This is a genomic window from Rhizobium leguminosarum bv. viciae USDA 2370 (assembly GCF_002008365.1).
GTDB lineage: Bacteria > Pseudomonadota > Alphaproteobacteria > Rhizobiales > Rhizobiaceae > Rhizobium > Rhizobium leguminosarum.
Genome location: NZ_MRDL01000047.1, coordinates 287,425 through 309,825 on the forward strand (window position 1 = coordinate 287,425; position 22,401 = coordinate 309,825).

Sequence of the window (22,401 nt, forward strand, 5' to 3'; positions counted from 1 at the left end):
TGAGGTTATCGGCAGGTGGCGAGAAAAGTGCGAATTGCTGTGGGGATGTTATCGAGATGCAGGAGCGGGGCATGGCCTTGCCCTTCGGCAGTATGTCGGATCAAGCCCGAATGCCGCCGCGCCATTTCGCCGGCGCTTTCCTGTGAAAGCAGCGACGTATTTTCGCCACGGATCAGCATGAGTGGCAACCGGCTCAGGCTTTCGAATTGCCCCCAGAGATCAGGCAGCGGCTGGCTGAAATCGATCGATTTCAGTGCCTCCGCGATCGCCGGGTCGAAATCGGCGATCGGCCTTCCGCTGATATCGCGATAAAGGGCAAGCGCCATCTCGCGCCAGTCTTGCTCCGCAAGCGCGGTAAACGACGCGCCATGATTTTCCTTCAATAGATCGACCGCTTCGTTCCAGTCCGCCGGCTTCCTGCCGCTGTTGAGGTAATCGCGGATCCGTGCCAGCCCCTCAGCCTCGAGTACAGGTCCGATATCGTTGAGGACGACGGCTTCGAGGAGATCCGGCCGTGTCGCCGCGATCAGGTGCAGGATCAGCCCGCCGCGCGACGTGCCGATGAAAATCGCCCGCTCGATGCCTAGCGCTGCGCAGGCGGCAATGACGTCGCCAGCCTCGACGGCGAGATTGTAGTTCGCCTTGTTGTCGTCCCATGCCGAGTTTCCCCGCCCGCGCGAATCGAGTGCGATCACCCTGCGCGGTGCTGTCATATCCCGGGAGAGAAGCAGCGCAAGCGGATGAAAATCCCGTGTATTGCGGGTCAGGCCGGGCAGGCAGATTACCGGCAGCCATCCGGCGGTTGCTGGCTGGTCGGGTGGGTAGTCGCGGGCATAAAGCCTCAGGCCATCAGAAGAAGTGAAAAATCGCTCCTGGAAACCACCTGCATCCGTATCCGGCATCACATCCCTCAAGACCTGTTTGACCCCGAAGATGTAACTTGCTTTTCAAGCCGCGCCAAACGGCTTCAGGAGGCGCTGCGTCCGCCGATCAGGTCACGCTCGATATCGGTGGGCTGGCCGAGGCGAGCCTTGTAAACTTCGTAATTCTCCATCACCCGCTGCACATAGTTGCGCGTTTCGGGGAAGGGGATGCGCTCGATCCAGTCGACGATCTCGTCGATCGGCCTGCCGCGCGGATCGCCGTAGCGGCCGATCCATTCCGGCACCCGCTTCGGCCCGGCATTATAGGCAATGAAGGTGAGGATATAGGAACCGCCGAAGGCGTCGATCTGCTCGCCGAGATAATGCGCACCGAGTGTGGCGTTATAGCCGGCATCGGCCGTCAGCTTGTCCTTGGAAAAGGCGATGTTATTGCGCTTGGCTACCGCCTGGGCCGTGCCCGGCAGAAGCTGCAGCAGGCCGCGCGCATTCGCCGCCGAAACGGCGGCCGGGTTGAAGGCGCTTTCCTGCCGGGCGATGGCATAGGCGAGTGCCTTGCCGGAGCCAGATATATTGGCGTTCGCCGGGATCACGCCGATCGGAAAGGCAAGCGCTGCGACATCGATGCCGCGCCCATAGGCGATCTTGCCGATTTGCAGCGACAGATGATGATCGCCGGATTGCTCGGCCTGGGCCGCAAGGACAGCCAATTCACCGGGGCTTTGCAGTTGGTCGGCGAGCGCGAGATAGAGAATGGCGGCCCGCCATCCATGGCCGGCGGCCTCCAGTCGGGCGATCGCCTGCACGGCTTCGCGTGCCTGGAAGCGTTGCCGGTCAGCCGTGCTCGGTGCAGGATAGGTGACATTAAGCGTCTTTCGCCCCAGCCTTTCCGCCGCGAGCTGGCCATAGAAGGTGCCGGGAAAATTCGCGGCCTTCGCATAGAATTCGCTGGATTTGCCGGGGCCTCCGGCCTCCGCTGCGCGTCCCAGCCAATACCAGGCGCGTGAGACCGAGATCGGCCCGTTTGAGGTCTCGAGGATCTTGCGGAAGTGTTTTTCTGCCGTTGTCGGGTCCTGCAGGCCGCGAAGCGCGTACCATCCGGCGTGGAATTCAGCCTCGACGATATCCGTCGGGCTCGTTGCGGCGTAGTTTGCGACGATGCGATAGGCCGGCTTGAATTGTCCCTGGTCGACGAGACCACGGCTGACGATACGTTGCTCGTTCCACCATTCGCCGGAATTGACGAGTTCGCTACGCTCGGGCGGCATCTGCTCGAGAAGTGCTGCCGCCTCGGCATATTTGTCCTGTTTGCGCAGATATTCGATCCGCGCAAACAACAGCCCGGCATCGGCTCGCCACTTCGCATCGACGGCGTTGAGCAAGGCGCCGGCATTGCCGGCTTTGGCGTCAACGGCAGCCCAGGCCTTGTAGAGCGACTGGGCCTGGCCCATGTCGCCGAAGCGCTTGGCCTGCGCCACCCGGCCGCGATACATCAGATAGTCCATCCGCGCCTTATGGTCGGCGGGCGTCAACAGCGCGGAAAACTCGACGAGGATCTTGTCCTCGGTCGCCTTGTCGAGAGCCTCCCCTCGCCAGACTTTGCGGATATATTTTGCCGCCTGCGCCTGCTTGCCTGATGCAACCAGCGCCCGGCCGAGGATGACGGCGCCCTGCATCGTCTCAGGCGCGGTATCGCTGAAGGCGGCAAGTATGGCGGAAGGGGCGGGATTTTCGTCATAGAGCGCGCGCTCGGAATAGGCGCGCAGCCGCGAAAGACCCGGCCAGCCCTTGAGCTCCTGCGCGGCGCTGGCGATTTCATAGGAGGGAACGCCCTTTAATCCGGAAACGGCAATCGCCCAGGTGAGGATATGCCGGTCGAGCGTAGCGTCGCGCATGCTGTCACGGATCGAAAGAGCCAGTTGCGGGTCCTTGTCGGAAAGCGCATCCAGGCCGGCTTTCAGGTCGCCGCTGACAGGCGCGATAGCCGGGTTGCGCGGAATGGCGCCCGTTGTCATCGATTCCGGTATGGCTGTCTCGGGAATGAAGCCGAGCGGCTTGACATCAGGCATAGGAGTGCTCTCGCCGGGAAGCGGCGACGCAACACTGCCCCACGCGGCGGCAACAAAGCCGAAGGCGGACAGAATCAGGACAGCTTTCTTCATCCGGGATCTCGCAACGAAAACACGCCCTGCCATTAGGCTAGAGGCATCTTAACGAAACCTTACCGTACCAGGTAAAATTCATTCACATCTGCTATCGGAATTTGCCCTAAACCGAACTCTACGCGCTTGTCGCGATGATTTCGGCGCTCTATGGTGCGCAACTCTTATTCATGGAATGCGGCCGAAGCAAGGATTTGGTCGTGAGGAGCTTTGCATGTTCAATGGGTCCATTCCCGCCCTCGTCACCCCCTTCACCGATGCCGGACTGATCGACGAAGATAGCTTCGCCGCGCATGTCGACTGGCAGATCAAGGAAGGCAGCGCCGGTCTCGTCCCGGTCGGCACGACGGGCGAATCCCCGACGCTGTCGCATGCCGAACACAAACGGGTGGTGGAACTCTGCATCGAAGTTGCCGCAAAGCGCGTTCCCGTCATGGCCGGCGCCGGCTCGAACAATACGCGGGAGGCGATCGAGCTCGCCCAGCATGCCGAAAAGGTCGGTGCGAACGCCGTTTTGGTCGTCACTCCCTATTACAACAAGCCGACGCAGAAGGGTTTGATCGCGCATTTTTCAGCCATCGCCGAGGCCGTCGATCTGCCGATCTATATCTATAATATCCCCGGCCGCTCGGTGGTCGACATGACGCCGGAAACGATGGGTGCGCTCGCCAAGGCGCACAAGAATATTGTCGGCGTCAAGGATGCAACGGGCAAGATCGAGCGCGTCTCCGAACAGCGCATCACCTGCGGCACGGATTTCAGGCAGCTGTCCGGAGAGGATGCGACGGCGCTCGGCTTCAACGCCCATGGCGGTGTCGGCTGTATTTCGGTAACCGCCAATGTCGCCCCGCGCCTCTGTGCCGACTTCCAGGCGGCGACACTGGCAGGCGACTATGCCCGCGCGCTGGAATTTCAGGATCGGCTGATGCCGCTGCACAAGGCGATCTTCCTTGAGCCGGGTCTTTGCGGTGCCAAATACGGGCTCTCCAAGCTTGGTCGGATGAGCCGCAACGTCCGCTCGCCGCTGCTTTCGACGCTGGAGCCGGCAACGGAATCAGCGATCGACGCCGCCATGCGCCATGCAGGCCTTTTGAACTGACGGGACCGGCCTTCTTCACAAGACGGGGTCTCTCCCTTACATAAAGGGCAAGAAATGAGGGCGCGGCTTTTCGCGCCCTAAAAAGAAATTGGAATGTCGTCATGGCCCCCAAAGGCAGCCAGCGCGTGGTGAACAAGGTCGTGGCCGAAAACCGCAAGGCCCGCTTCAACTACGAGATCATCGATACCTACGAGGCCGGCCTCGTGCTGATGGGCACGGAGGTCAAGGCGCTGCGCGAAGGCAAGGCCAATATCGCCGAATCCTACGCCTCGGATGAGGGCGGCGAGATCTGGCTGATCAATTCCTACTTGCCGGAATATCTGCAAGCCAACCGCTTCAATCACGAACCGCGCCGACGCCGCAAGCTGCTGCTGTCGGGCCGTGAAATCCATCGCCTGCGCTCGGCCATCAACCGCGAAGGCATGACGCTGATCCCGTTGAAGATCTATTTCAACGATCGCGGTCGGGCGAAGATGGAGCTGGCGCTGGCCAAGGGCAAGAAATTGCACGACAAGCGCGAGTCGGAGAAGGAACGCGATTGGAATCGGCAGAAGAGCCGCCTGCTGAAGGATAGAGGCTAACCACGACGCCGTGGCTGACGATCACCAGTCCAATCCGGCCCTTATCGCGCGACTTCGAGACGCCCGACGAGATCAGTCTTCGAAATCGCTGGCCGGGGCGACTTCGGCCTGGCGTGGCGCCCGCTCCGAGGGATCGCGACCGATTTCAGCCTTCAGAGACAAGAGATCGATGAAATGATCGGCCTGACGGCGCAGGTCGTCGGCTATCATCGGCGGCTGGGTTGCCATGGTTGAGATCACCGAGACCTTGCGGCCTCTGCGCTGCAACGCCTCGACCAGGTTCGTGAAGTCGCCGTCGCCCGAGAAGATGACGAGATGATCGACCGTTTCGGACTGTTCCATCGCGTCGATCGCAAGCTCGATGTCCATGTTGCCCTTGATCTTTCGGCGACCCATGGAATCTGTGAATTCCTTGGCGGGCTTGGTGACGACTTTGTAGCCGTTGTAATCGAGCCAGTCGATCAGAGGCCGGATCGATGAATACTCCTGATCCTCGATCAGAGCGGTATAATAATATGCGCGCAGCAGGTATCCGCGTTTCTGGAATGCTTTCAAGAGCTTGCGGTAATCTATGTCAAATCCCAGGCTCTTGGATGCAGCGTAGAGGTTGGCGCCGTCAATGAAGAGTGCAATTTTTTCGCGTGGGTCAAACATCGCTTACCAATCCAATGAGAGCAATCGAAATTCGCAGGTGCCAAACTTCAATAAAAACAATAGCTTGTGTTTCGATTTCGATTTGATCCTTACTTTATGAATTATTCATATATGAAAGATTTAGGGCACGATTCGACATATTCCAAGCAACCTTCGGTGGAATTATGACATTCTCCATGGAAATCTAGCTCAGCCGCGGATAAAGACGAGGGGAGCCGGAATGAAAAACTTGTATTTGCCCGGTTTTAATTGTATCGGGCGTGCTAATCCCGAAATGACGACCGTAAAGGACAGGCAATGGCCCGTGTCACAGTTGAAGATTGCATCGACAAGGTGGAGAACCGCTTCGAGCTGGTTCTGCTCGCCAGCCACCGCGCCCGGCTGATTTCCCAGGGTGCCTCGATCACCATCGATCGTGACAATGACAAGAATCCCGTTGTGGCCCTGCGCGAAATCGCCGACGAGACGCTTTCGCCCGACGACCTCAAGGAAGATCTGATCCATTCGCTGCAGAAGCATGTCGAAGTCGACGAGCCCGAGCCCGATCCGGCAAGCATGATCGCCGCCGGCAGTGTCGCCGCAGCCGACAGCGAAGAGCAGGACGACCTGCCGGAGACGATCACGTTCGACCAGATGTCGGAAGAAGAGCTGCTTGCCGGCATCGAAGGCCTCGTGCCGCCGGAAAAGAGCGACGACTACTAAGCGCGTCGGCCGGATCGCCGGTCGCATCGCTTGAGTATGATCCTCCCGGTCGCATTGATGCGATCCGGAAAAATGCTTCATGCGATGCAAAAGAGCGACGATTACCAATCGTCAATCTTGCACCTTTATTGCTTAGGCATATTATTGCCCATGTGTGCGCCAATCGTTGATTGGCGCGCTTTTATTTTTATCGGAGTGGCTTTGGAATGATGCGGCAGTACGAGCTCGTGGAGCGGGTTCAGCAATACAAGCCCGATGCCAATGAAGCACTGCTGAACAAAGCCTATGTCTACGCCATGCAGAAGCACGGCCAGCAAAAACGCGCGAGCGGCGATCCGTATATTTCCCATCCGCTCGAGGTCGCTGCCATCCTCACCGACATGCACCTCGATGAATCGACGATCGCGGTTGCTCTGCTGCACGATACGATCGAGGATACGACGGCGACACGCGCCGAGATCGATGAACTCTTCGGCGAGGATATCGGCCGCCTGGTCGAGGGTTTGACGAAGATCAAGAAGCTCGATCTCGTTACCAAGAAGGCCAAGCAGGCGGAAAACCTGCGCAAGCTGCTGCTCGCCATTTCTGACGATGTGCGCGTACTGCTCGTCAAGCTGGCTGATCGCCTGCACAATATGCGCACCCTCGATCACATGTCGGCCGACAAGCGTGCCCGCATTTCCGAGGAGACGATGGAAATCTATGCGCCGCTCGCCGGCCGCATGGGCATGCAGGACATGCGCGAGGAACTCGAGGAACTCTCCTTCCGGCATATGAACCCGGAAGCCTATGAGACCGTCACCAAAAGACTGGAAGAGCTTTCGAAGCGCAACGAGGGCATCGTCAAGAAGATCGAGGCCGAACTGCGCGACCTGCTGGTGGCAAGCGGCCTGACGAGCGCCTACGTCAAGGGCCGGCAGAAGAAGCCCTATTCGGTCTTCCGCAAGATGCAGTCGAAGTCGCTTTCGTTCGAGCAGCTTTCCGATGTCTACGGCTTCCGCCTGATCGTCGAGGATATCCCTTCCTGTTATCGGGCGCTCGGCATCGTCCACACGCGCTGGCGCGTTGTGCCCGGCCGCTTCAAGGACTATATCTCGACGCCGAAGCAGAACGATTACCGTTCGCTGCACACCACCATCGTCGGTCCTTCCAGCCAGCGCATCGAACTGCAGATCCGCACCAAGCGCATGCACGAAATCGCCGAATTCGGCATCGCCGCCCACACGCTCTATAAGGATGGCGCCACCAATGCCGATGGCGACATCCTTTCTCGCGAATCCAATGCCTATTCCTGGCTGCGCCATACGATCGAGGCCCTAGCCGAGGGTGACAGCCCGGAAGAATTCCTCGAGCACACCAAGCTCGAGTTGTTCCAGGATCAGGTCTTCTGCTTCACGCCGAAGGGCAAGCTGATTGCCCTGCCGCGTGGCGCCACCCCGATCGATTTCGCCTATGCGGTTCACACCAACATCGGCGATACCACCGTGGGCGCCAAGATCAACGGCCGTATCATGCCGCTGGTGACGCGGCTTGCCAATGGCGACGAGGTCGAGATTATCCGCTCCGGCGTGCAGGTTCCGCCCGCCGCCTGGGAGGAAATCGTCGTGACCGGCAAGGCGCGCGCCGCCATCCGCCGGGCCACCCGTATGGCGATCCGCAAGCAATATGCCGGCCTTGGCCACCGCATTCTCGAGCGCACCTTCAATAGGGCCGGCAAGATCTTCTCGCGTGAGGCGATGAAGCCGGCGCTGCACCGTCTTGGCCAGAAGGATGTCGAGGATGCGATCGCCGCCGTCGGTCGCGGCGAGATGTCCTCGCTCGACGTGCTGCGCGCCGTCTATCCCGATCATCAGGATGAGCGCGTCACCGTGAAGCCCTCCGGCGACGACGGTTGGTTCAACGTCCGCAGTGCCGCCGGCATGATCTTCAAGATCCCCGGCAAGACCAAGGCCGGGCACGACGGTGGCCATTCGGAAATCGACGCGGATGCCGATATCGGGCCGATCCGCGGACTGTCCGGCAATGTCGACGTCAAGTTCGCGCCGACCGGCGCCGTGCCCGGCGATCGCATCGTCGGCATCATGGACCAAGGCAAGGGCATCACCATCTATCCGATCCAGTCGCCGAGCCTGCAGCGCTTCGACGATCAGCCCGACCGCTGGATCGACGTGCGCTGGGATCTCGACGAAGCCAACAAGTCGCGTTTCATGGCGCGCATCATGGTGAATGGGCTGAATGAACCCGGCACGCTTGCCAAGGTCGCCCAGACGGTCGCAGGCCTCGATGTCAATATCCGCTTGCTGAACACAGTGCGGGTGGCTGCCGATTTCACCGAAATGATGCTCGAGGTTGAGGTCTGGGATCTGCGCCAGCTCAATCAGTTGCTCGCCCAGATGAAGGAACTGGATTGCATCGCCACGGTCCGGCGGCTCTACGAGTAAGCTTTTGTTAAGCCCTTCAGGGGTTTGGACGGAAAATTGCACATTTTATGATCTTGGCGGCGCATCAAAAAGGCAAGCGATGCGCTCAGCGCATGGCTGTCTCCATGTTGCGGCGGTGGTAATTAACCTTTGCCGAGCCTATCTTCTGGTCTTCGAAACGCAAACAGAAGATGAGACAAGGTAATGTTTGACCCTATCAAGAAATTCGCTCGCGCCTTTCGCGCTCCGACCACGCAGGAACGTGAAATGGCATATTTGAACGGCTCGCTCGATCGTATCGATCTCGAGTTTCGTCAGCGCCAGGTCGACCGCGGTCTGTTCCGCAATCGCTGATACTGAACTTAATACTTGAGGCGGGTGAGGGACGTTATACATAACGGACGCCCCTCGGCATGAAGAAGCTCCTCTTCGCAGAGAGAACTGAGGGGCTGTTTTTCGAGCGGTATCATTTGCCGCTCTTGTCATGGCCGTGTGCGCTGCACTAAATACCGGCCATGTTGTTTCGCCGTCGCAAACCTGCGGGATTCAAGGAAAAGATGCGAGAGCTTTTATGGCCTCGCAAGGGTTTCCTTCGCCCGATCCGTTACCTGACAATGCGCGTCCTGCGCCTGAGCGCTTCGCCGCATGCGGTTGCCGCCGGCGTCGCTGCGGGTGTCTTCGTCTCGTGGACGCCTTTCATCGGCGTACATTTCGTCATGGCTTTCGTCATCACCTATTTCCTCTCCGGCAGCATGGTGGCCGCCGCCCTCGGTTGCGCCGCCTTCGGCAATCCGCTGACCTATCCCTTCATCTGGGGCATCACCTGGGAGATCGGACATCTGCTGTTGAGCCGCGAGGATCACCTGGCCGGACAGACGGTGGATCTCGCCGCCCTTTTCCACAAGCTGAATTTCACTGAGCTATGGAAACCGGTGCTGGAGCCGATGCTGGTCGGCGCCATTCCGCCGGCGGCCGTCACCTCCGTTGCGCTCTATGCGCTGACATTCTACACCGTGAAGGGTTTTCAGACGCGCCGCCATATACGGCTGATGGAGCGGGCGCGCCTGCGCCTTGCCGTTCCGGCCGGCGACATGCCGAGCATATGAACCCGATCAAGAATTCTTAAGCGACGGAAGGTTCCGGCATGATCATCGGCATTGGCAGCGATCTGATCGACATTCGCCGTATCGAGAAATCCATCGAGCGCTTCGGCGAGCGCTTCACCCATCGCTGCTTTACCGAGATCGAGCGCGCGCGTTCCGACCGCCGGGCAAACCGTGCCGAATCTTATGCCAAGCGTTTCGCCGCCAAGGAGGCCTGTTCCAAGGCGCTCGGCACCGGCATAGCGCAGGGCGTCTTCTGGAAGGACATGGGCGTCGTCAACCTGCCAAGCGGCAAGCCGACCATGGTTTTGTCAGGCGCGGCCGCCCTGATCCTCGAATCGCTGCTGCCCGCGGGCCACAGGCCCGCCATTCATTTGACAATAACGGATGATTATCCCTTGGCGCAGGCCTTCGTCATTATCGAGGCGTTGCCCGAGAGCCTCTGATCGCGACCTCGGGAGCGTTGATCGCGACCTCGGGAGCGTTGATCGCGACCCCGGAAGCGTTTGACGCGACCCCGGAAGCGTTTGACGCGACCTCTCGTCGCTTTTGATGTTGTCGCCATTGCCGCAACCGGCCGAAGCCGCTAGAGAGAACGACAGAAAGAATTGCGCCGCCGCGGCGTCTTGAAGGAATAAGACTGCGTGTCCGAAAAAGTCGAAGCCAAGCCGAACGCCCTCTGGGAAAATATCAAAGTCATCATCCAGGCGCTGATTTTGGCGATGGTGATCCGAACGGTGCTATTCCAGCCCTTTACCATTCCGTCCGGTTCGATGATGCCGACGCTGCTCGTCGGCGATTACATCTTCGTCAACAAGTTCGCTTACGGCTATTCGAAATATTCGCTGCCCTTCTCGCCTGATCTCTTCAGCGGCCGCCTGTTCGGCGCCGATCCGAAGCGTGGCGACATCGTCGTCTTCCGCTTCCCGCCAAACCCCGAGATCGATTACATCAAGCGCTGCATCGGCCTGCCGGGCGACCATATCCAGGTTACCGACGGTGTGCTCTACGTCAACGGCAAGCCGGTTCCGAAGGTGGCGGACGGCAGCTTCACTTCGGATTACAAGCTTGATCCGGGCGCGGATGTGCCGGTGTTCCGCGAAACGCTCGACAACGGCAAGACCTACGACACGCTTGATCAGTCTCCGGTGTCGCGCGGCGATAACACCCGCGAATTCATCGTGCCGGAAGGCCATTATTTCATGATGGGCGATAACCGCGACAACTCGCTCGACAGCCGCTTCGACGTCGGATTCGTGCCCGCCGAAAATCTTGTCGGCCGCGCCAGCGTTATCTTCTTCTCGCTTGGCAACGATACCTCCTTCCGCGAAATCTGGAAGTGGCCGACGAACATGCGTTGGGACCGCCTCTTCAAGGTTGTTGAATGAGCAAGGCGCAGACGCTTTCTGCGGCGGACCGCGCAAAGCTTGAAGGCCTGATCGGTCATGACTTCGCTGAAAAGGAACGCCTGGATCGCGCGCTGACCCATGCCAGCGCCCGTACCGAAAAGGGCGGCAATTACGAACGGCTCGAATTCCTCGGCGACAGAGTTCTTGGGCTCTGCATCGCCGAGCTTCTGTTTCGCACCTTCGGGACGGCGGGAGAAGGCGAGCTCTCGGTTCGCCTCAACCAACTCGTCAGCGCTGAAACCTGCGCTGCGGTTGCCGACGAACTCAATCTTCACCTCTATATCCGTACCGGCGCCGATGTGAAGAAGTTGACCGGCAAGCGCATGATGAACGTGCGCGCCGACGTCGTCGAAAGCCTGATCGCCGCGATCTATCTCGACGGTGGCCTCGAAGTTGCCCGCCGGTTCATTCTGCGTTACTGGCAGGGCAGGGCAGTGCGGGCCGATGGCGCTAAGCGCGACGCCAAGACCGAGCTGCAGGAATGGTCGCACGCGAAATTCGGCGTCACGCCGATCTACCGGGTTGATGAACGCAGCGGACCGGATCATGATCCGCGCTTCAAGGTGACGGTGGAAGTTGCTGGCATTAAGCCGGAAACCGGCGTAGAGCGGTCGAAGCGTGCCGCCGAACAGGTCGCGGCAACGAAGATGCTCGAGCGCGAAGGCATTTGGCAGCAATCGTCTGCCGGAAACTGACGGGACAATGACACAAGAAGAAGATATCGCGGCCGAAGCTGCCGCAGAAACCAATGGTCCGACGCATTCGGGCTTCGTCGCGCTGATCGGTCCGACCAATGCCGGCAAGTCGACGCTGGTGAACCGCCTCGTCGGTGCCAAGGTCTCGATCGTCAGCCATAAGGTGCAGACGACGCGCGCCATCGTTCGCGGCATCGCGATCCACGACAATGCCCAGATCGTTTTCATGGATACGCCTGGTATCTTCAAGCCGCGCCGCCGGCTTGACCGCGCCATGGTGACTTCGGCCTGGGGCGGTGCGAGGGATGCCGATCTGATCGTGCTGCTGATCGACAGCGAGCGCGGCTTGCGCGGCGATGCCGAAGCCATCCTCGAAGGCCTCAAGGAAGTCCGGCAGCCGAAGATCCTGCTGCTCAACAAGATCGACCGCGTCAACCGTGAGGATCTGCTGGCGCTGACCGCTGCCGCCAACGAGAAGATCGCTTTCGAGCGCACCTTCATGATATCAGCCGAAAACGGCTCCGGCTGCGACGACCTCATGGACTATCTGGCGAAAACGCTCCCGGAGGGGCCGTGGTATTATCCGGAAGACCAGATTTCCGATCTGCCGATGCGCCAGCTCGCCGCCGAGATCACCCGCGAGAAACTGTTTCTGCGCCTGCACCAGGAGCTTCCCTATGCCTCGCATGTCGAAACGGAGAAGTGGGAAGAGCGCAAGGACGGCTCGGTGCGCATCGAGCAGGTGATCTATCTCGAGCGCGACAGTCAGAAGAAGATCGCGCTCGGCAAGGGTGGTGAAACCATCAAGGCGATATCGACTGCGTCGCGCAAGGAATTGTCGGAGATCCTCGAACAGCCGGTCCATCTCTTCCTGTTCGTCAAGGTTCGCGAGAATTGGGGTGATGATCCCGAGCGGTTCCGCGAAATGGGTCTCGATTTCCCGAAATAAGCACGGCAAGGATTTCGGCGGGTTGGCGCCAGCCCTTTGTTTCCGCATAAAAAATCCGCCTCGCTCATGGAACATATCCGTGCCTTGCGCATTCCGTTCATGAACGGCGCGCCACTGTTGGCGCGCCGATTTTGCGACGGCAAGGGCAAGTATGGCGACGTCGAGACCCATCAATTCTTTCAAGACCCCTTGCGAGCAATGTCCCTTGCGGCCTCTGCCGCATTTCAGGGAGTTCAGCCGTGATGAGTTAGAGTTCGTCTCGAGCTTCAAGAGGGGTGAGCTTGCCGTCGACGCCGGCTCCACCATCCTCGTCGAGGGCGCACATAGCGCTCATCTCTTCACGGTGCTCGCCGGCTGGGGCTTCCGCTACAAGATGCTGGAGGACGGACGCCGCCAGATTCTGAATTATATCATGCCGGGCGACCTGGTCGGCCTGCAGGGAACGATCGCCGGTGAGATGCAGCATTCCGTCGAAGCGCTTTCGCCCGTGTCCCTTTGTGTCTTCGAGCGTGACAGGCTGATGACGCTCTACAACAAGCACGCCTCGCTCGCCTTCGACATCACCTGGATCGCCGCGCGCGAGGAGCGCATTCTGGATGAGCATCTCTTGAGCATAGGCCGCCGCACGGCGCTGGAACGAGCAGCCTACCTGATCGCTTTCCTGTTCGAGCGTGGTCGCAAGCTCAATATCTTCAACGGCCGCAAATTCATCCCCATCACCCAGCAGCACATTGCCGACACGCTCGGTCTTTCGATCGTTCATACCAACAAGACTTTGAAAAAGCTCAGCGAACGTGGGTTGATCCGCTGGCAGGAACGCGGCTGCGAGGTGCTGAACGGCGAGGAATTGATGGCGATCGCCGGCTGGGAAGGGCTCGGAGAGGGCAAACGCCCGTTCATCTAGAGCATTCCTGGCTTTCGGCGTTTGGCTGGAATTGCTCCGGCCAATCAGTTTGGTTATGTCTTTTTTAAATGCAGATTAGCAGCAGGGAAAATAAAGTCGGTCGTCATCTTATCCTCCGATTTTGATTCTTACCGACCGGACAGAAAAATGGTTTACTCAGAAAAGGTGGCGGAATTCACCGATGGCGTGCCATGCGGGGCACCGGAGGGCAATGATGTTGGCGAAACGGCCGGGGCGCTGCGACAGGCGGCCGACGAGGGGCATGGAATCATGAGCGCAGTCCGTGTTCTGGTTCTTGAAGACAGTCTGATCATCGCGATGGAGGCGGAGGACATCTTGCGCCTGGCCGGCGTCAAGAGCATCGATATCGTCGGCAGTGTGGAGCAGGCAAGGGCTGCCATCGCGGCGGAGACATATGATTTCGCCCTTCTCGACGTCAATCTCGGCGAGGGCATGAGTTTCGGATTCGCCCGCCACCTGCTCGATATCGGCATCCCCTTCGGCTTCGTCAGTGGCTATTCCGATACCGGCGATTTCCCGCCCGACCTGCAACAGATACCGCTTCTGGTGAAGCCGTTCGACGAAACGGCGATGCGGGAATTCCTGCAGAGACTTTTCCCGGCTGTCGCCTGACACGGTCCGTGACAGAATCCAGTCCTTGCTGACAGCGCCGCGCGTCTTTCAGACGTGCAAAGGACGCTGTAACGCGTTGAATTATGCAGTAGGATGGATTCGTCACCCGCAGGGACTTCTTTCGATGCAATGGCAGGACCAGGCGATCATTCTGGGCGTCAAGCGCCACGGCGAGACGAGCGTCATCGCCGAGGTGATGACGCGTGATCGCGGCCGCCATCTCGGCCTGGTGCGTTCCGGCCGCTCGCGCGCCATGCAGCCGGTGCTGCAGGCGGGCAATGCCGTCGAGGTCAACTGGCGTGCCCGGCTTGACGAACATCTCGGTGAATTCCGAGTCGAGCCGGTGACACTGCGCGCCGCCCGCCTGATGGAAACGGCGACCGCCGTCTACGGTGTCCAGGCGATGGGCGCGCTGCTGCGGCTGCTGCCGGAGCGTGACCCGCATCCACACCTCTTCGAAGCGCTGGAGGTCATCCTCGATCACCTGCATAATCCGGCCGATGCCGGCGAACTCTTCGTGCGTTTCGAGCTTGCTGTGCTGAATGATCTCGGCTTCGGCCTCGATCTTGCCGAATGCGCTGCGACCGGCGCCCGTTCCGATCTCGTCTATGTCTCGCCGAAATCCGGCCGCGCCGTCAGCCGCACCGCGGGTGAGCCCTGGGCGGACAAAATGCTGCTCCTGCCGCCGTTCCTCAGCATCGAAGACAACCATGCAGCCGACTTTGATAGTCTCTCGGCTGCATTCCGCCTGACAGGGTTCTTTCTGCATCGTCATGTCTACGAGCCGCGCGGCATCGAGGCGGCAGCTGCCCGCGACGGTTTCGTTCAGGCGGCGCTCAAGGCGCTTAATCCAGCCTTGCGGACGCTTTCCGGCCCGAACGGTATTTCCGCCTGACCTCGTTTTTTACGGGTGCAAAACATCCTCCGGATTTGGCGGTTTACCTGCTGATGAGCGCTTCCTATGTCTTCACAGGATTGCCAATCAAGGAGGACCCCATGCTAACCAAGACCGCATCATCGACGACGATCACGCTCTGGAACGGCCGCGAAATTCCGCGTCTCGGCATGGGATGCTGGGCGATCGGCGGCCCCTTCTTCGCCGGCGACACGCCGCTCGGCTGGGGCGATGTCGACGACGATGAATCCGTGGAGGCGATCGACCGTGCCATCGAACTCGGCATCCGCTTCTTCGACACGGCCTCGAACTACGGTGCCGGCCACTCGGAGGAAGTGCTCGGCCGGGCGATCGGTAATCGCGACGATGTCGTCATCGCCACCAAGTTCGGCTTCGCCACCGATCCGGCAAGCAAGCAGGCAACCGGCGCCTTTGCCGACGAGGCCTTCATCCGCCGTTCGGTCGAGACCTCGTTGCGCCGCCTGAAGCGCGATCGCCTCGATCTGTTGCAGTTCCACCTCAATGATTTTCCGATGGATCAATCGGATGCCGTCTTCGATACGCTGGAGGCGCTTCGCACCGAAGGCAAGATCGATGCGTTTGGCTGGAGTACCGATTTTCCGGATCGTGCCGCCCGTCATGTCGGCCGACAGGGCTATGTCTCGATCCAGCATACGATGAATGTTTTCGAACCGGTGCCGGAGATGATCTCGGTGATCGAGGGGAAGGGCCTGATCTCCATCAATCGTGGCCCACTGGCGATGGGGCTGCTGACCGGCAAGTTCACCGCCGACAAAGCGGTGGGCGCGAGGGATGTCCGCGGTGCTGCCCTCGATTGGATGGTCTATTTCAAGGATGGACGTATGGCCCCGGAATTCGCCGCACGGCTCGATGCCGTCCGCGATCTCCTGACGTCAGGCAGCCGCACGCTGACGCAGGGCGCGCTTGCCTGGCTCTGGGCACGCTCGCCGCGCACCCTTCCCATTCCGGGCTTCCGCACCGTCGCTCAGGTGGAGGAAAATGCTGGCGCGCTGGAGAAGGGACCACTGCCAGCCGATGTCATGGCGGGGATCGATGCCGCGCTCGATCGCTTCTGAGGGTTTTAATGCATGTCGCCCAAAAAGCATGCTTTTGGGCGACATGCATAAGTCAAAGACTCAAAGCGCACGGATGAATCCGGTTTGAAGCGATGCGCTTCAGGCTGCAGCTCGACGTTTGAGCGCCCAGCCTTCCGGCCTCTCTTCAACGATGTTGACGGTGTCACCGATCGTGACCTTGCCGTTGCCGCGCGGCGTGACGTTCCAGCCGAAAAGCGGGCCGGGCACGCGCCGGTCGGCGGACATGCGGATGCGGCCCATGGCCGGCATTGGGTTTGGTCCCTCGCGGGACCCGGTCAACTGGTCTTGAGTCGTCATGATGCAGCGGGAGCAGGGTTTGACGAGATCGAAGCGGATGCCGGCGATCTCGATCGCCGCCCAGCGGTCCTCCGGCCAGGCCTCGTCGGTATCGATGACGATGTTCGGACGGAAGCGTTCCATGCCGACACTGCCTTCGCCATGGGCGGCGAGATCGGCATTCAATGCCTTCAGCGAGCCCGTCGTCGTCACCAGGATCTGATAACCGTCGGTAAAGGTGACGGGCGTGGCTTCGCCGGCCCATTCAGCATTTGCCGTCCGCCGTGCCTGGCCGTCGAAGAAGACCAGGCGCACCTCGCGGCCAAGCCATTCGGAAAGCTGCCGGTTGCTCTCCGGATCGGCGACGGCGGCGCTGACGGCAGATTTCCACACGGTCACATCCATGCGGTTTTCGGGCTGAGGCGGTGTTACCGATATGTCCGTTTTCCCCTGCATCAGCAGCCGAAAGGCGGTCGCCTCCGGTCGTACCTCGATGCGTGCGAGGTCGGGCAACTCGCGCTGGGTGATGAAGTGCCCTTGGGCATCGGTGATCATCGCCCGCCGGTCGCCGGGAAGCCCATAGGCGTCAATGTCGGCGGCCGGCAGCGCAATGCCGCGGGCGCTCTTGAGCGGGTAGATGAAGAGGTCGCTGACACGCATCTTGTGCTCCTAGATTTCGTCCATGAAGGCCGAGAGGAAGTCGCGCAGGCTTTTATCACGCGCGGCGGCCAGCCTGCGGCCGGTCTCGGTCTGGAAACCTTCCGCCAGTTTGAACAGCTTCGTCTGGAAATGGTCAATGGCATAACGCTTGTCATCAAGCGGGCGGTCCGCCGCCGCCGGGTCGAATGGATCGTAGAGCCCGGATCCCAGTCGCCCGGCGATATAGAAGCAGCGGGCGGCGCCGACCATGCCGATCGCGTCCAGCCGGTCGGCATCCTGCAGGATCTTCGCCTCCAGCGTTTGCGGTGCCACCCCGGCGGAGAAACTGTGTGCAGTGATTGCGTGGGCCGCGGCTTCGATATCCGCCTCGCTCCAGCCGAGTTCCGCCAGGATCGCCGATGCCTTCTCAGCCGCCAAAGTCGATGCTTTTGCCCGCAGCGGCGAATTCTTCTCGACGGCGACGCAGTCATGCAGCAGCACGGAAGCGGCAAGCACCCGCCCGTCGCCGCCTTCTCCCGCATGGATGCGCATGGCATTTCTGAAGACGCGCAGAATATGGGCAAGGTCGTGCGAGCCGTCGTCGCCATCGGCCGCATGTGCAATCAGCGCCGCCGCAAGCGTTTCGTGTGGGGAGAAGGCTTCAGCCGCGAACATAGCGCCACCTGTCATGAGGAAGATCGTTTTCCGCCGATAGGGCATCGGCGCTGAATTGAATGCGGGCGGTAAAAGGATGCGAGAACGAAGATCTCAGGAATCGCAACCGATTTTGTAGCGACTTGCCATGCGAGTCGCAATCGAGGGGGATCTCAGTGCTTGGCTTCAGGAAGATGCGTCACGCCGCCGTTCTTCGGCGGCAGGGAGAGAAGATGGGGCACGTCACGCGCCGGTCGCGGCGGACTGATGTGATAGCCCTGGATCTCGTCGCATTCCTCGCATTCGAGCAGCGCCAGCTGCGCGGCCGTCTCGACGCCCTCGACGGTGACGCGCATGCCGAGCGCATCGCCGAGCAGGATGATCGCGTGCATGATCGCATGCGCTTCCTTGTTGTCGACGATGTCGTTGACGAAGGACTTGTCGATCTTGATCTTGTCGAAGGGGAAGCTCGAGAGATAGCTCAGTGAGGAATAGCCGGTTCCGAAATCGTCCATCGAGATGCGGATGCCGCGCTCCTTCAGCGCATGCAGGATCGGCAGCACTTCGCTGAGATTTTCCATCAGCACGCTCTCGGTGATTTCGAGTTCAAGCCGCGACGGCGACAGCGCGGCGGCGGCAAGTGCCTCGCTGACATCTCGCGTCAGGTCGCTGCTGCTGAACTGGATTGCCGAAACGTTGACGGCGATCTTGATGCCCTCCGGCCATTGCGCTGCATCGTTGCAGGCCCGACGCAAAACCCAACGGCCGATATCGACGACGAGGCCGACCTCCTCGGCCAGCGGAATGAAATCCATCGGCGGAACGCGGCCCCGGACCGGATGGTTCCAGCGGATCAACGCTTCGAAGCCGCAGATACGTCGCTGCGAGAGGTCATAGAGCGGCTGATAATGCAGCTCGAATTCCTCTTTCTCAACGGCTGCTCGGAGGTCTGCCTCCAGCGCGTGTCGCAACTGCATCTGCGCTTCCATCTCACTGGCGAAGAAGCGCTCGCGTTTGCGCCCGTCCGCCTTGGCATGTGACAGCGCCACGCCGGCATTTTTCAGCAGGATATCGGTTTCTTCGCCATCTCCAGGGGCGATTGCGATGCCCATAGAGACGCTGAGCTCCAGCTGTTTCTCGCCGTGGAGGAATGGCGCGGAAAGCTCGCGGCGGATCTGCTCGGCAAGCGCCGTCACGTTCCGCGGCTGCTGCTTGCCCGTCTGCAGGATGGCGAATTCGTCCGAGCCGAGGCGCGCCAGGGTGTTTTCCGAACCGGCCGAGGCTCGGATGCGCTCGGCGACCTGCTGCAGGATTTTGTCGCCGGCCGAAACGCCCATCGTGTTGTTGATCGATTTGAAACCGTCGAGATTGAGGTGAACGAGGGCAATCTGCTGATCTGGCCTGCGCTCTGCGAGCGTCGCATCGACCTGCTCGCGGAAATGGATGCGGTTCGGAAGGCCGGTCAGCGGGTCGTGGTGGGCGAGATAGGTGATGCGTTCGGCCGCCCTTCGATCCTCGGTAATGTCGGCGTGAATGGAAATGTTGCTTCCGTCGGAAAGGATGGTCACCATGCTCTGGATGATGCGGCCATCGTCCATCAACCATTCGCGCCGACGGAGACTACTGCTTCTTGTGGTTGCGGAGGAATGTCGCCCGGTCCGCCGGCCGGGCTTGGTGCTAGCGCTCTCCGTGCCGCGCATTTTAGCCGTGAGATCGGCGATTGTCGCGCCGGCAATGACATCTTCGTCCGTCAGGTCGAAGAGCTGACGGAAGCGGATGTTGGAAAGCGTCAGTCGCTGGTCGGCGTCGAAGACGCTGAGACCGAGCGGCAGGTTGTTGAGAATGACTTCGAAGAGTTTCTTCTGTCCGTCGAACGCCTGGCTAAGGGCTGATATATTGCCCCTCAGCGCATGGTTTTCCCTCAGCAGCGTTTCCGCGCTTCTCTCGATTTCGTCATAGTCGCTTTCATGGACGCGATAGGTCGCGATCACAAGATCCATCAGGCGCTGCGCATCGATCGATCCGTCGGCGGTGACGGCCTCGGTGCATTGCCGCCAGAAGAGCGCTTCAGCTTTCATGTGCATACGTCTCGCGGGACGACAGCAGAGGAAAGCGTCCTCGTTTGATGAACGTGCCTCATTTCGCCGGACATGAAAGACCTTTCTAAAATGAATACAGAGATTGATTTTTTATACGCTGGACGCCTGCTGGTGATGCGTGATGTCCATTTTGTATGGGCCGGATTAATATTCGGTTGCAGTGCAGCAGCGGGGTCGATGCGTTAGACGTTTGTTTTATATGTGAAAAATAGCTGAAATACGCAGGAAAGCGGCCTTCTGACGCTGGCGGAGGCCTGCGTTCAGGCGTTCCGTTAACTTTTGTCAATCATCGTTAATGAGAAGTTAACAACTTATTGACGCACTGCGCAAATCAGTTTAACCACCGAGTCAACAGTGATTTTCCAACGCTCGTATTGCGTACAAACACCACCGGCAGAAGGCGGTGAATGGAGGTTTGTATGACCAGCACCACATCCGTTTCAGACACCTCATACGCATATCTGGCGACGCTTTCGCGGCTCGATGCCAATGGCGATGGCGTACTCAGCCGCGGCGAACGTGCCGCCGATGAGAAGCCAGGCATCATCAAGGAACTCCTCGAAGACGATAAGGCCAGCGACACGCAGCCGAAATTTTCCGGCAGCCTGATTGCGCTGATGATGGACACCCGTGACAGCGGCAGTGCAAGCAGCATCGCCGTTCCGTATCCGCTGCAGCAGGCCGCGCCGACATCAGGCGATCAGTCCGACGATCTCTACCGCAAGACCTACGGTCAATTCGATTTCGACGCCGTCGCCTGAGCGGCGTCTCAATTCGAGAGATCTGCAAGCCGGCCGGTTGGCCGGCTTTTCTCGTTCGATATTCCTGCGCATAACCCGAAAATCGGAGTGATTTTCGGAAAGGATTATGCGCCACGCAAAGTGCTGGAGCGTCCTTAGCGCGTCCTATCGGACGCGCGGCTCAGGAACACCTTCCGGTTTGACACGTTCAGAAGGACAACCGGACGCAAGGAGATCTCCATGAAAGCCATGAGCATTATCGCCACCTTGAGCCTGCTTGCGGTTGCATTGCCGGCAGGCGCTCAGGACAAGCAAACGGCGGTCGCCAATTTCGTCGGGAAGGACGGCAAGGAGGACGGTCGCGCGCAACTGACGGCTGCCGCCAATGGCGGCGTCCTGATCGAAGTCGAGATATCGGGATTGCCGGCGAACAAATGGGTGGCGTTCCATGTTCATGAGACCGGCCGCTGCGACGCCGCGACCCATCACGAATCAGCGGGCGGTCACTTCAACCCTGATAAGGCCGAGCATGGCATCCTTGCCGCCAAGGGACCGCACGCCGGCGATATGCCCAATCAATATGTCGGGCAGGACGGCAGGTTGCGGGCACAGATCTTCGACAGCATGGTCACGCTCGACGGCAAGACTGACGGCATTCGCGGCCGCGCATTGATGGTGCACGCCAATTCGGATGATTATCGCAGCCAGCCTTCGGGTGATGCCGGGGAAAGACTCTCCTGCGGCGTCATCCAATAGGCTACGGCGCAACTCTTAGATCGGCATCGATTTAGGGACAAAATTAGCAATTCAAACTGCACAGCGCCACGGGTCTTAAAAAGATCCGTGGCGCTGCAATGTCTTACTGCCGCGTCGGCGTCGGTTTTTCGGCCGTCACCTTGCCGTTGGACTTTTTTGCCGGCGCGGCATCTGAAGCATCCGGCACGGCGTCAGGATTGTCATCGAAGGCGAGTTTCACGCGTTTCACCATGTCACGGCTGACCAGCCACCAGTCACCTGTCTTTGCCCAGTAGCGCAGCGCGACGGAGATCGTGCCATCACCGAGGCTGTCGATGAAGACGCTGGGTGCCGGTGACGTCAGCACCCTGGAATCGGCTTTGGCAAGGTTCATCAGCGTCTCCATTGCCAGATCGATGTCATCCTCATAGGCGACGCTGATTTTCAGCTCGTTCCGCCGGGTGGGCTCGCGGGTGAAATTGGTAATGGGCGTGTTCCAGAGCGTCGAATTCGGCGCCAACCGGTAGAGCCCGTCGCCGGTTTTGAGCTCGGTGGCAAACAATCCGATTTCGCGCACCGTGCCGGCCACGCTGCTGGTCTCGATATATTCGCCGACGCGGAAAGGCCTGAGGATCAGCAGCATAATGCCGGCGGCGATATTCTGCAGCGTCCCTTGCAGCGCTAGTCCGATCGCCAGGCCCGCTGCGCCGAGGGTTGCGATGATCGAGGCGGTCTGGACGCCGAATTGACCGAGGACGGTGATGAACACCAGGATGAGCAGCGCATAGCGCAGCACATTGGTGAAGAAACGCGCCAGCGTCTCGTCAATGCCATGAACGCGCGACAGGCCTTCATAGGCCCAGCGGCTGGTAAAGCCGGCCAGCGCCCAGCCAAGAACGAGCAGGATCACCGCCCCGAGGACGGAGAAGGAATATTGCACCGCAAGCGCGCTTGCCTGGCTGAGTGCCGTTTGCGTGGCGAGGAGGACATCGGCTGCCTGTTGTTCCATGATCTGGCCCTGTCGATTGTGCGTGGTCGGGGGCTAGATGGAGC

General features: G+C 60.1%; 23 protein-coding genes. 16 read left to right on the forward strand and 7 right to left on the reverse strand.

The genetic code is table 11. The features are described 5' to 3' along the window. Nucleotides 1-5 precede the first annotated feature (5 nt). Nucleotides 6-902: an alpha/beta fold hydrolase gene (locus BS629_RS25420; RefSeq protein WP_018241391.1), complete on the reverse strand. Its 897-nt coding sequence runs from the start codon at nt 900-902 to the stop codon at nt 6-8. A 65-nt stretch (nt 903-967) separates the two neighbouring features. Further along, nucleotides 968-3,043 (reverse strand): lytic transglycosylase domain-containing protein, encoded by a 2,076-nt coding sequence (locus BS629_RS25425; RefSeq protein WP_018241392.1) that lies wholly within the window; start codon nt 3,041-3,043, stop codon nt 968-970. Nucleotides 3,044-3,257: 214 nt separating this feature from the next. Here BS629_RS25425 and dapA point away from each other — a divergent pair, with 214 nt between their 5' ends. Together dapA and smpB are read left to right on the forward strand one after the other, a co-directional pair. Beyond that, nucleotides 3,258-4,142 carry a 4-hydroxy-tetrahydrodipicolinate synthase gene (dapA, locus tag BS629_RS25430; protein ID WP_018241393.1) on the forward strand — a complete coding sequence of 295 codons (885 nt, stop codon included), beginning with the start codon at nt 3,258-3,260 and terminating at the stop codon, nt 4,140-4,142. 101 nt (nt 4,143-4,243) lie between these two features. Next, a complete protein-coding gene (gene smpB, locus BS629_RS25435) occupies nt 4,244-4,723 on the forward strand; it encodes an SsrA-binding protein SmpB (protein ID WP_018241394.1) in 480 nt (159 codons plus the stop codon). Nucleotides 4,724-4,795: 72 nt separating this feature from the next. Here smpB and BS629_RS25440 read toward each other — a convergent pair whose 3' ends face one another. After that, on the reverse strand, nt 4,796-5,377 hold the full coding sequence (locus tag BS629_RS25440) for a LabA-like NYN domain-containing protein (protein WP_018241395.1): 582 nt from the start codon (nt 5,375-5,377) through the stop codon (nt 4,796-4,798). Nucleotides 5,378-5,674: 297 nt separating this feature from the next. Here BS629_RS25440 and rpoZ point away from each other — a divergent pair, with 297 nt between their 5' ends. The 12 genes from rpoZ (at nt 5,675) to BS629_RS25500 (ending at nt 16,184) form a co-directional block, all read left to right on the forward strand. Continuing rightward, nucleotides 5,675-6,079, forward strand: a complete 405-nt coding sequence (gene rpoZ / locus BS629_RS25445) for a DNA-directed RNA polymerase subunit omega (protein WP_018241396.1) — start codon at nt 5,675-5,677, stop codon at nt 6,077-6,079. A 206-nt stretch (nt 6,080-6,285) separates the two neighbouring features. Further along, a complete protein-coding gene (locus BS629_RS25450; RefSeq protein WP_018070607.1) occupies nt 6,286-8,520 on the forward strand; it encodes a RelA/SpoT family protein in 2,235 nt (744 codons plus the stop codon). Nucleotides 8,521-8,703: 183 nt separating this feature from the next. Next, the gene (locus BS629_RS25455; protein ID WP_003558084.1) at nt 8,704-8,853 is read left to right on the forward strand and encodes a DUF3563 family protein; all 150 of its coding nucleotides are present in this window, start codon (nt 8,704-8,706) and stop codon (nt 8,851-8,853) included. Nucleotides 8,854-9,014: 161 nt separating this feature from the next. After that, nucleotides 9,015-9,605 (forward strand): DUF2062 domain-containing protein, encoded by a 591-nt coding sequence (locus BS629_RS25460; RefSeq protein WP_018241397.1) that lies wholly within the window; start codon nt 9,015-9,017, stop codon nt 9,603-9,605. 38 nt (nt 9,606-9,643) lie between these two features. Next, nucleotides 9,644-10,048, forward strand: coding sequence for a holo-ACP synthase (gene acpS / locus BS629_RS25465; RefSeq protein ID WP_018241398.1), 405 nt, complete (start codon nt 9,644-9,646; stop codon nt 10,046-10,048). Nucleotides 10,049-10,246: 198 nt separating this feature from the next. Further along, a complete protein-coding gene (lepB, locus tag BS629_RS25470; RefSeq protein WP_018241399.1) occupies nt 10,247-10,990 on the forward strand; it encodes a signal peptidase I in 744 nt (247 codons plus the stop codon). Then, nucleotides 10,987-11,706, forward strand: a complete 720-nt coding sequence (rnc, locus tag BS629_RS25475) for a ribonuclease III (protein ID WP_003558092.1) — start codon at nt 10,987-10,989, stop codon at nt 11,704-11,706. Before lepB ends, rnc begins: the two co-directional genes overlap by 4 nt. A 7-nt stretch (nt 11,707-11,713) precedes the next feature. Then, entirely contained in the window at nt 11,714-12,655 is a 942-nt protein-coding gene (era, locus tag BS629_RS25480; protein ID WP_018241400.1) for a GTPase Era, read from the forward strand. A 151-nt stretch (nt 12,656-12,806) separates the two neighbouring features. Next, entirely contained in the window at nt 12,807-13,559 is a 753-nt protein-coding gene (locus tag BS629_RS25485) for a Crp/Fnr family transcriptional regulator (protein WP_012756790.1), read from the forward strand. Between the two features lie 147 nt (nt 13,560-13,706). Then, nucleotides 13,707-14,192 (forward strand): response regulator, encoded by a 486-nt coding sequence (locus tag BS629_RS25490; RefSeq protein ID WP_018241401.1) that lies wholly within the window; start codon nt 13,707-13,709, stop codon nt 14,190-14,192. A gap of 124 nt (nt 14,193-14,316) precedes the next feature. Further along, nucleotides 14,317-15,087 (forward strand): DNA repair protein RecO, encoded by a 771-nt coding sequence (gene recO, locus BS629_RS25495; protein ID WP_018241402.1) that lies wholly within the window; start codon nt 14,317-14,319, stop codon nt 15,085-15,087. A gap of 101 nt (nt 15,088-15,188) precedes the next feature. Continuing rightward, nucleotides 15,189-16,184, forward strand: a complete 996-nt coding sequence (locus BS629_RS25500; RefSeq protein WP_018241403.1) for an aldo/keto reductase — start codon at nt 15,189-15,191, stop codon at nt 16,182-16,184. 99 nt (nt 16,185-16,283) lie between these two features. On the opposite strand, the gene BS629_RS25505 is transcribed toward BS629_RS25500, so the two are convergent. From BS629_RS25505 to BS629_RS25515, 3 genes are all read right to left on the reverse strand, one after another. Next, nucleotides 16,284-17,141 carry an MOSC domain-containing protein gene (locus BS629_RS25505; protein WP_018241404.1) on the reverse strand — a complete coding sequence of 286 codons (858 nt, stop codon included), beginning with the start codon at nt 17,139-17,141 and terminating at the stop codon, nt 16,284-16,286. Between the two features lie 9 nt (nt 17,142-17,150). Further along, a complete protein-coding gene (locus BS629_RS25510; RefSeq protein ID WP_018241405.1) occupies nt 17,151-17,810 on the reverse strand; it encodes an HD domain-containing protein in 660 nt (219 codons plus the stop codon). A 137-nt stretch (nt 17,811-17,947) separates the two neighbouring features. Next, nucleotides 17,948-19,852 carry a putative bifunctional diguanylate cyclase/phosphodiesterase gene (locus BS629_RS25515; protein ID WP_018241406.1) on the reverse strand — a complete coding sequence of 635 codons (1,905 nt, stop codon included), beginning with the start codon at nt 19,850-19,852 and terminating at the stop codon, nt 17,948-17,950. A 428-nt stretch (nt 19,853-20,280) separates the two neighbouring features. Here BS629_RS25515 and BS629_RS25520 point away from each other — a divergent pair, with 428 nt between their 5' ends. After that, nucleotides 20,281-20,634 (forward strand): hypothetical protein, encoded by a 354-nt coding sequence (locus BS629_RS25520; RefSeq protein ID WP_020493380.1) that lies wholly within the window; start codon nt 20,281-20,283, stop codon nt 20,632-20,634. Nucleotides 20,635-20,853: 219 nt separating this feature from the next. After that, complete coding sequence (locus tag BS629_RS25525) at nt 20,854-21,369, forward strand: superoxide dismutase family protein (RefSeq protein ID WP_018241408.1); 516 nt, start codon at nt 20,854-20,856, stop codon at nt 21,367-21,369. Between the two features lie 103 nt (nt 21,370-21,472). Here the strand turns inward: BS629_RS25525 and BS629_RS25530 are convergent, their stop codons facing one another. Next, entirely contained in the window at nt 21,473-22,357 is an 885-nt protein-coding gene (locus BS629_RS25530) for a mechanosensitive ion channel family protein (RefSeq protein WP_018241409.1), read from the reverse strand. Between the last annotated feature and the right edge of the window lie 44 nt (nt 22,358-22,401).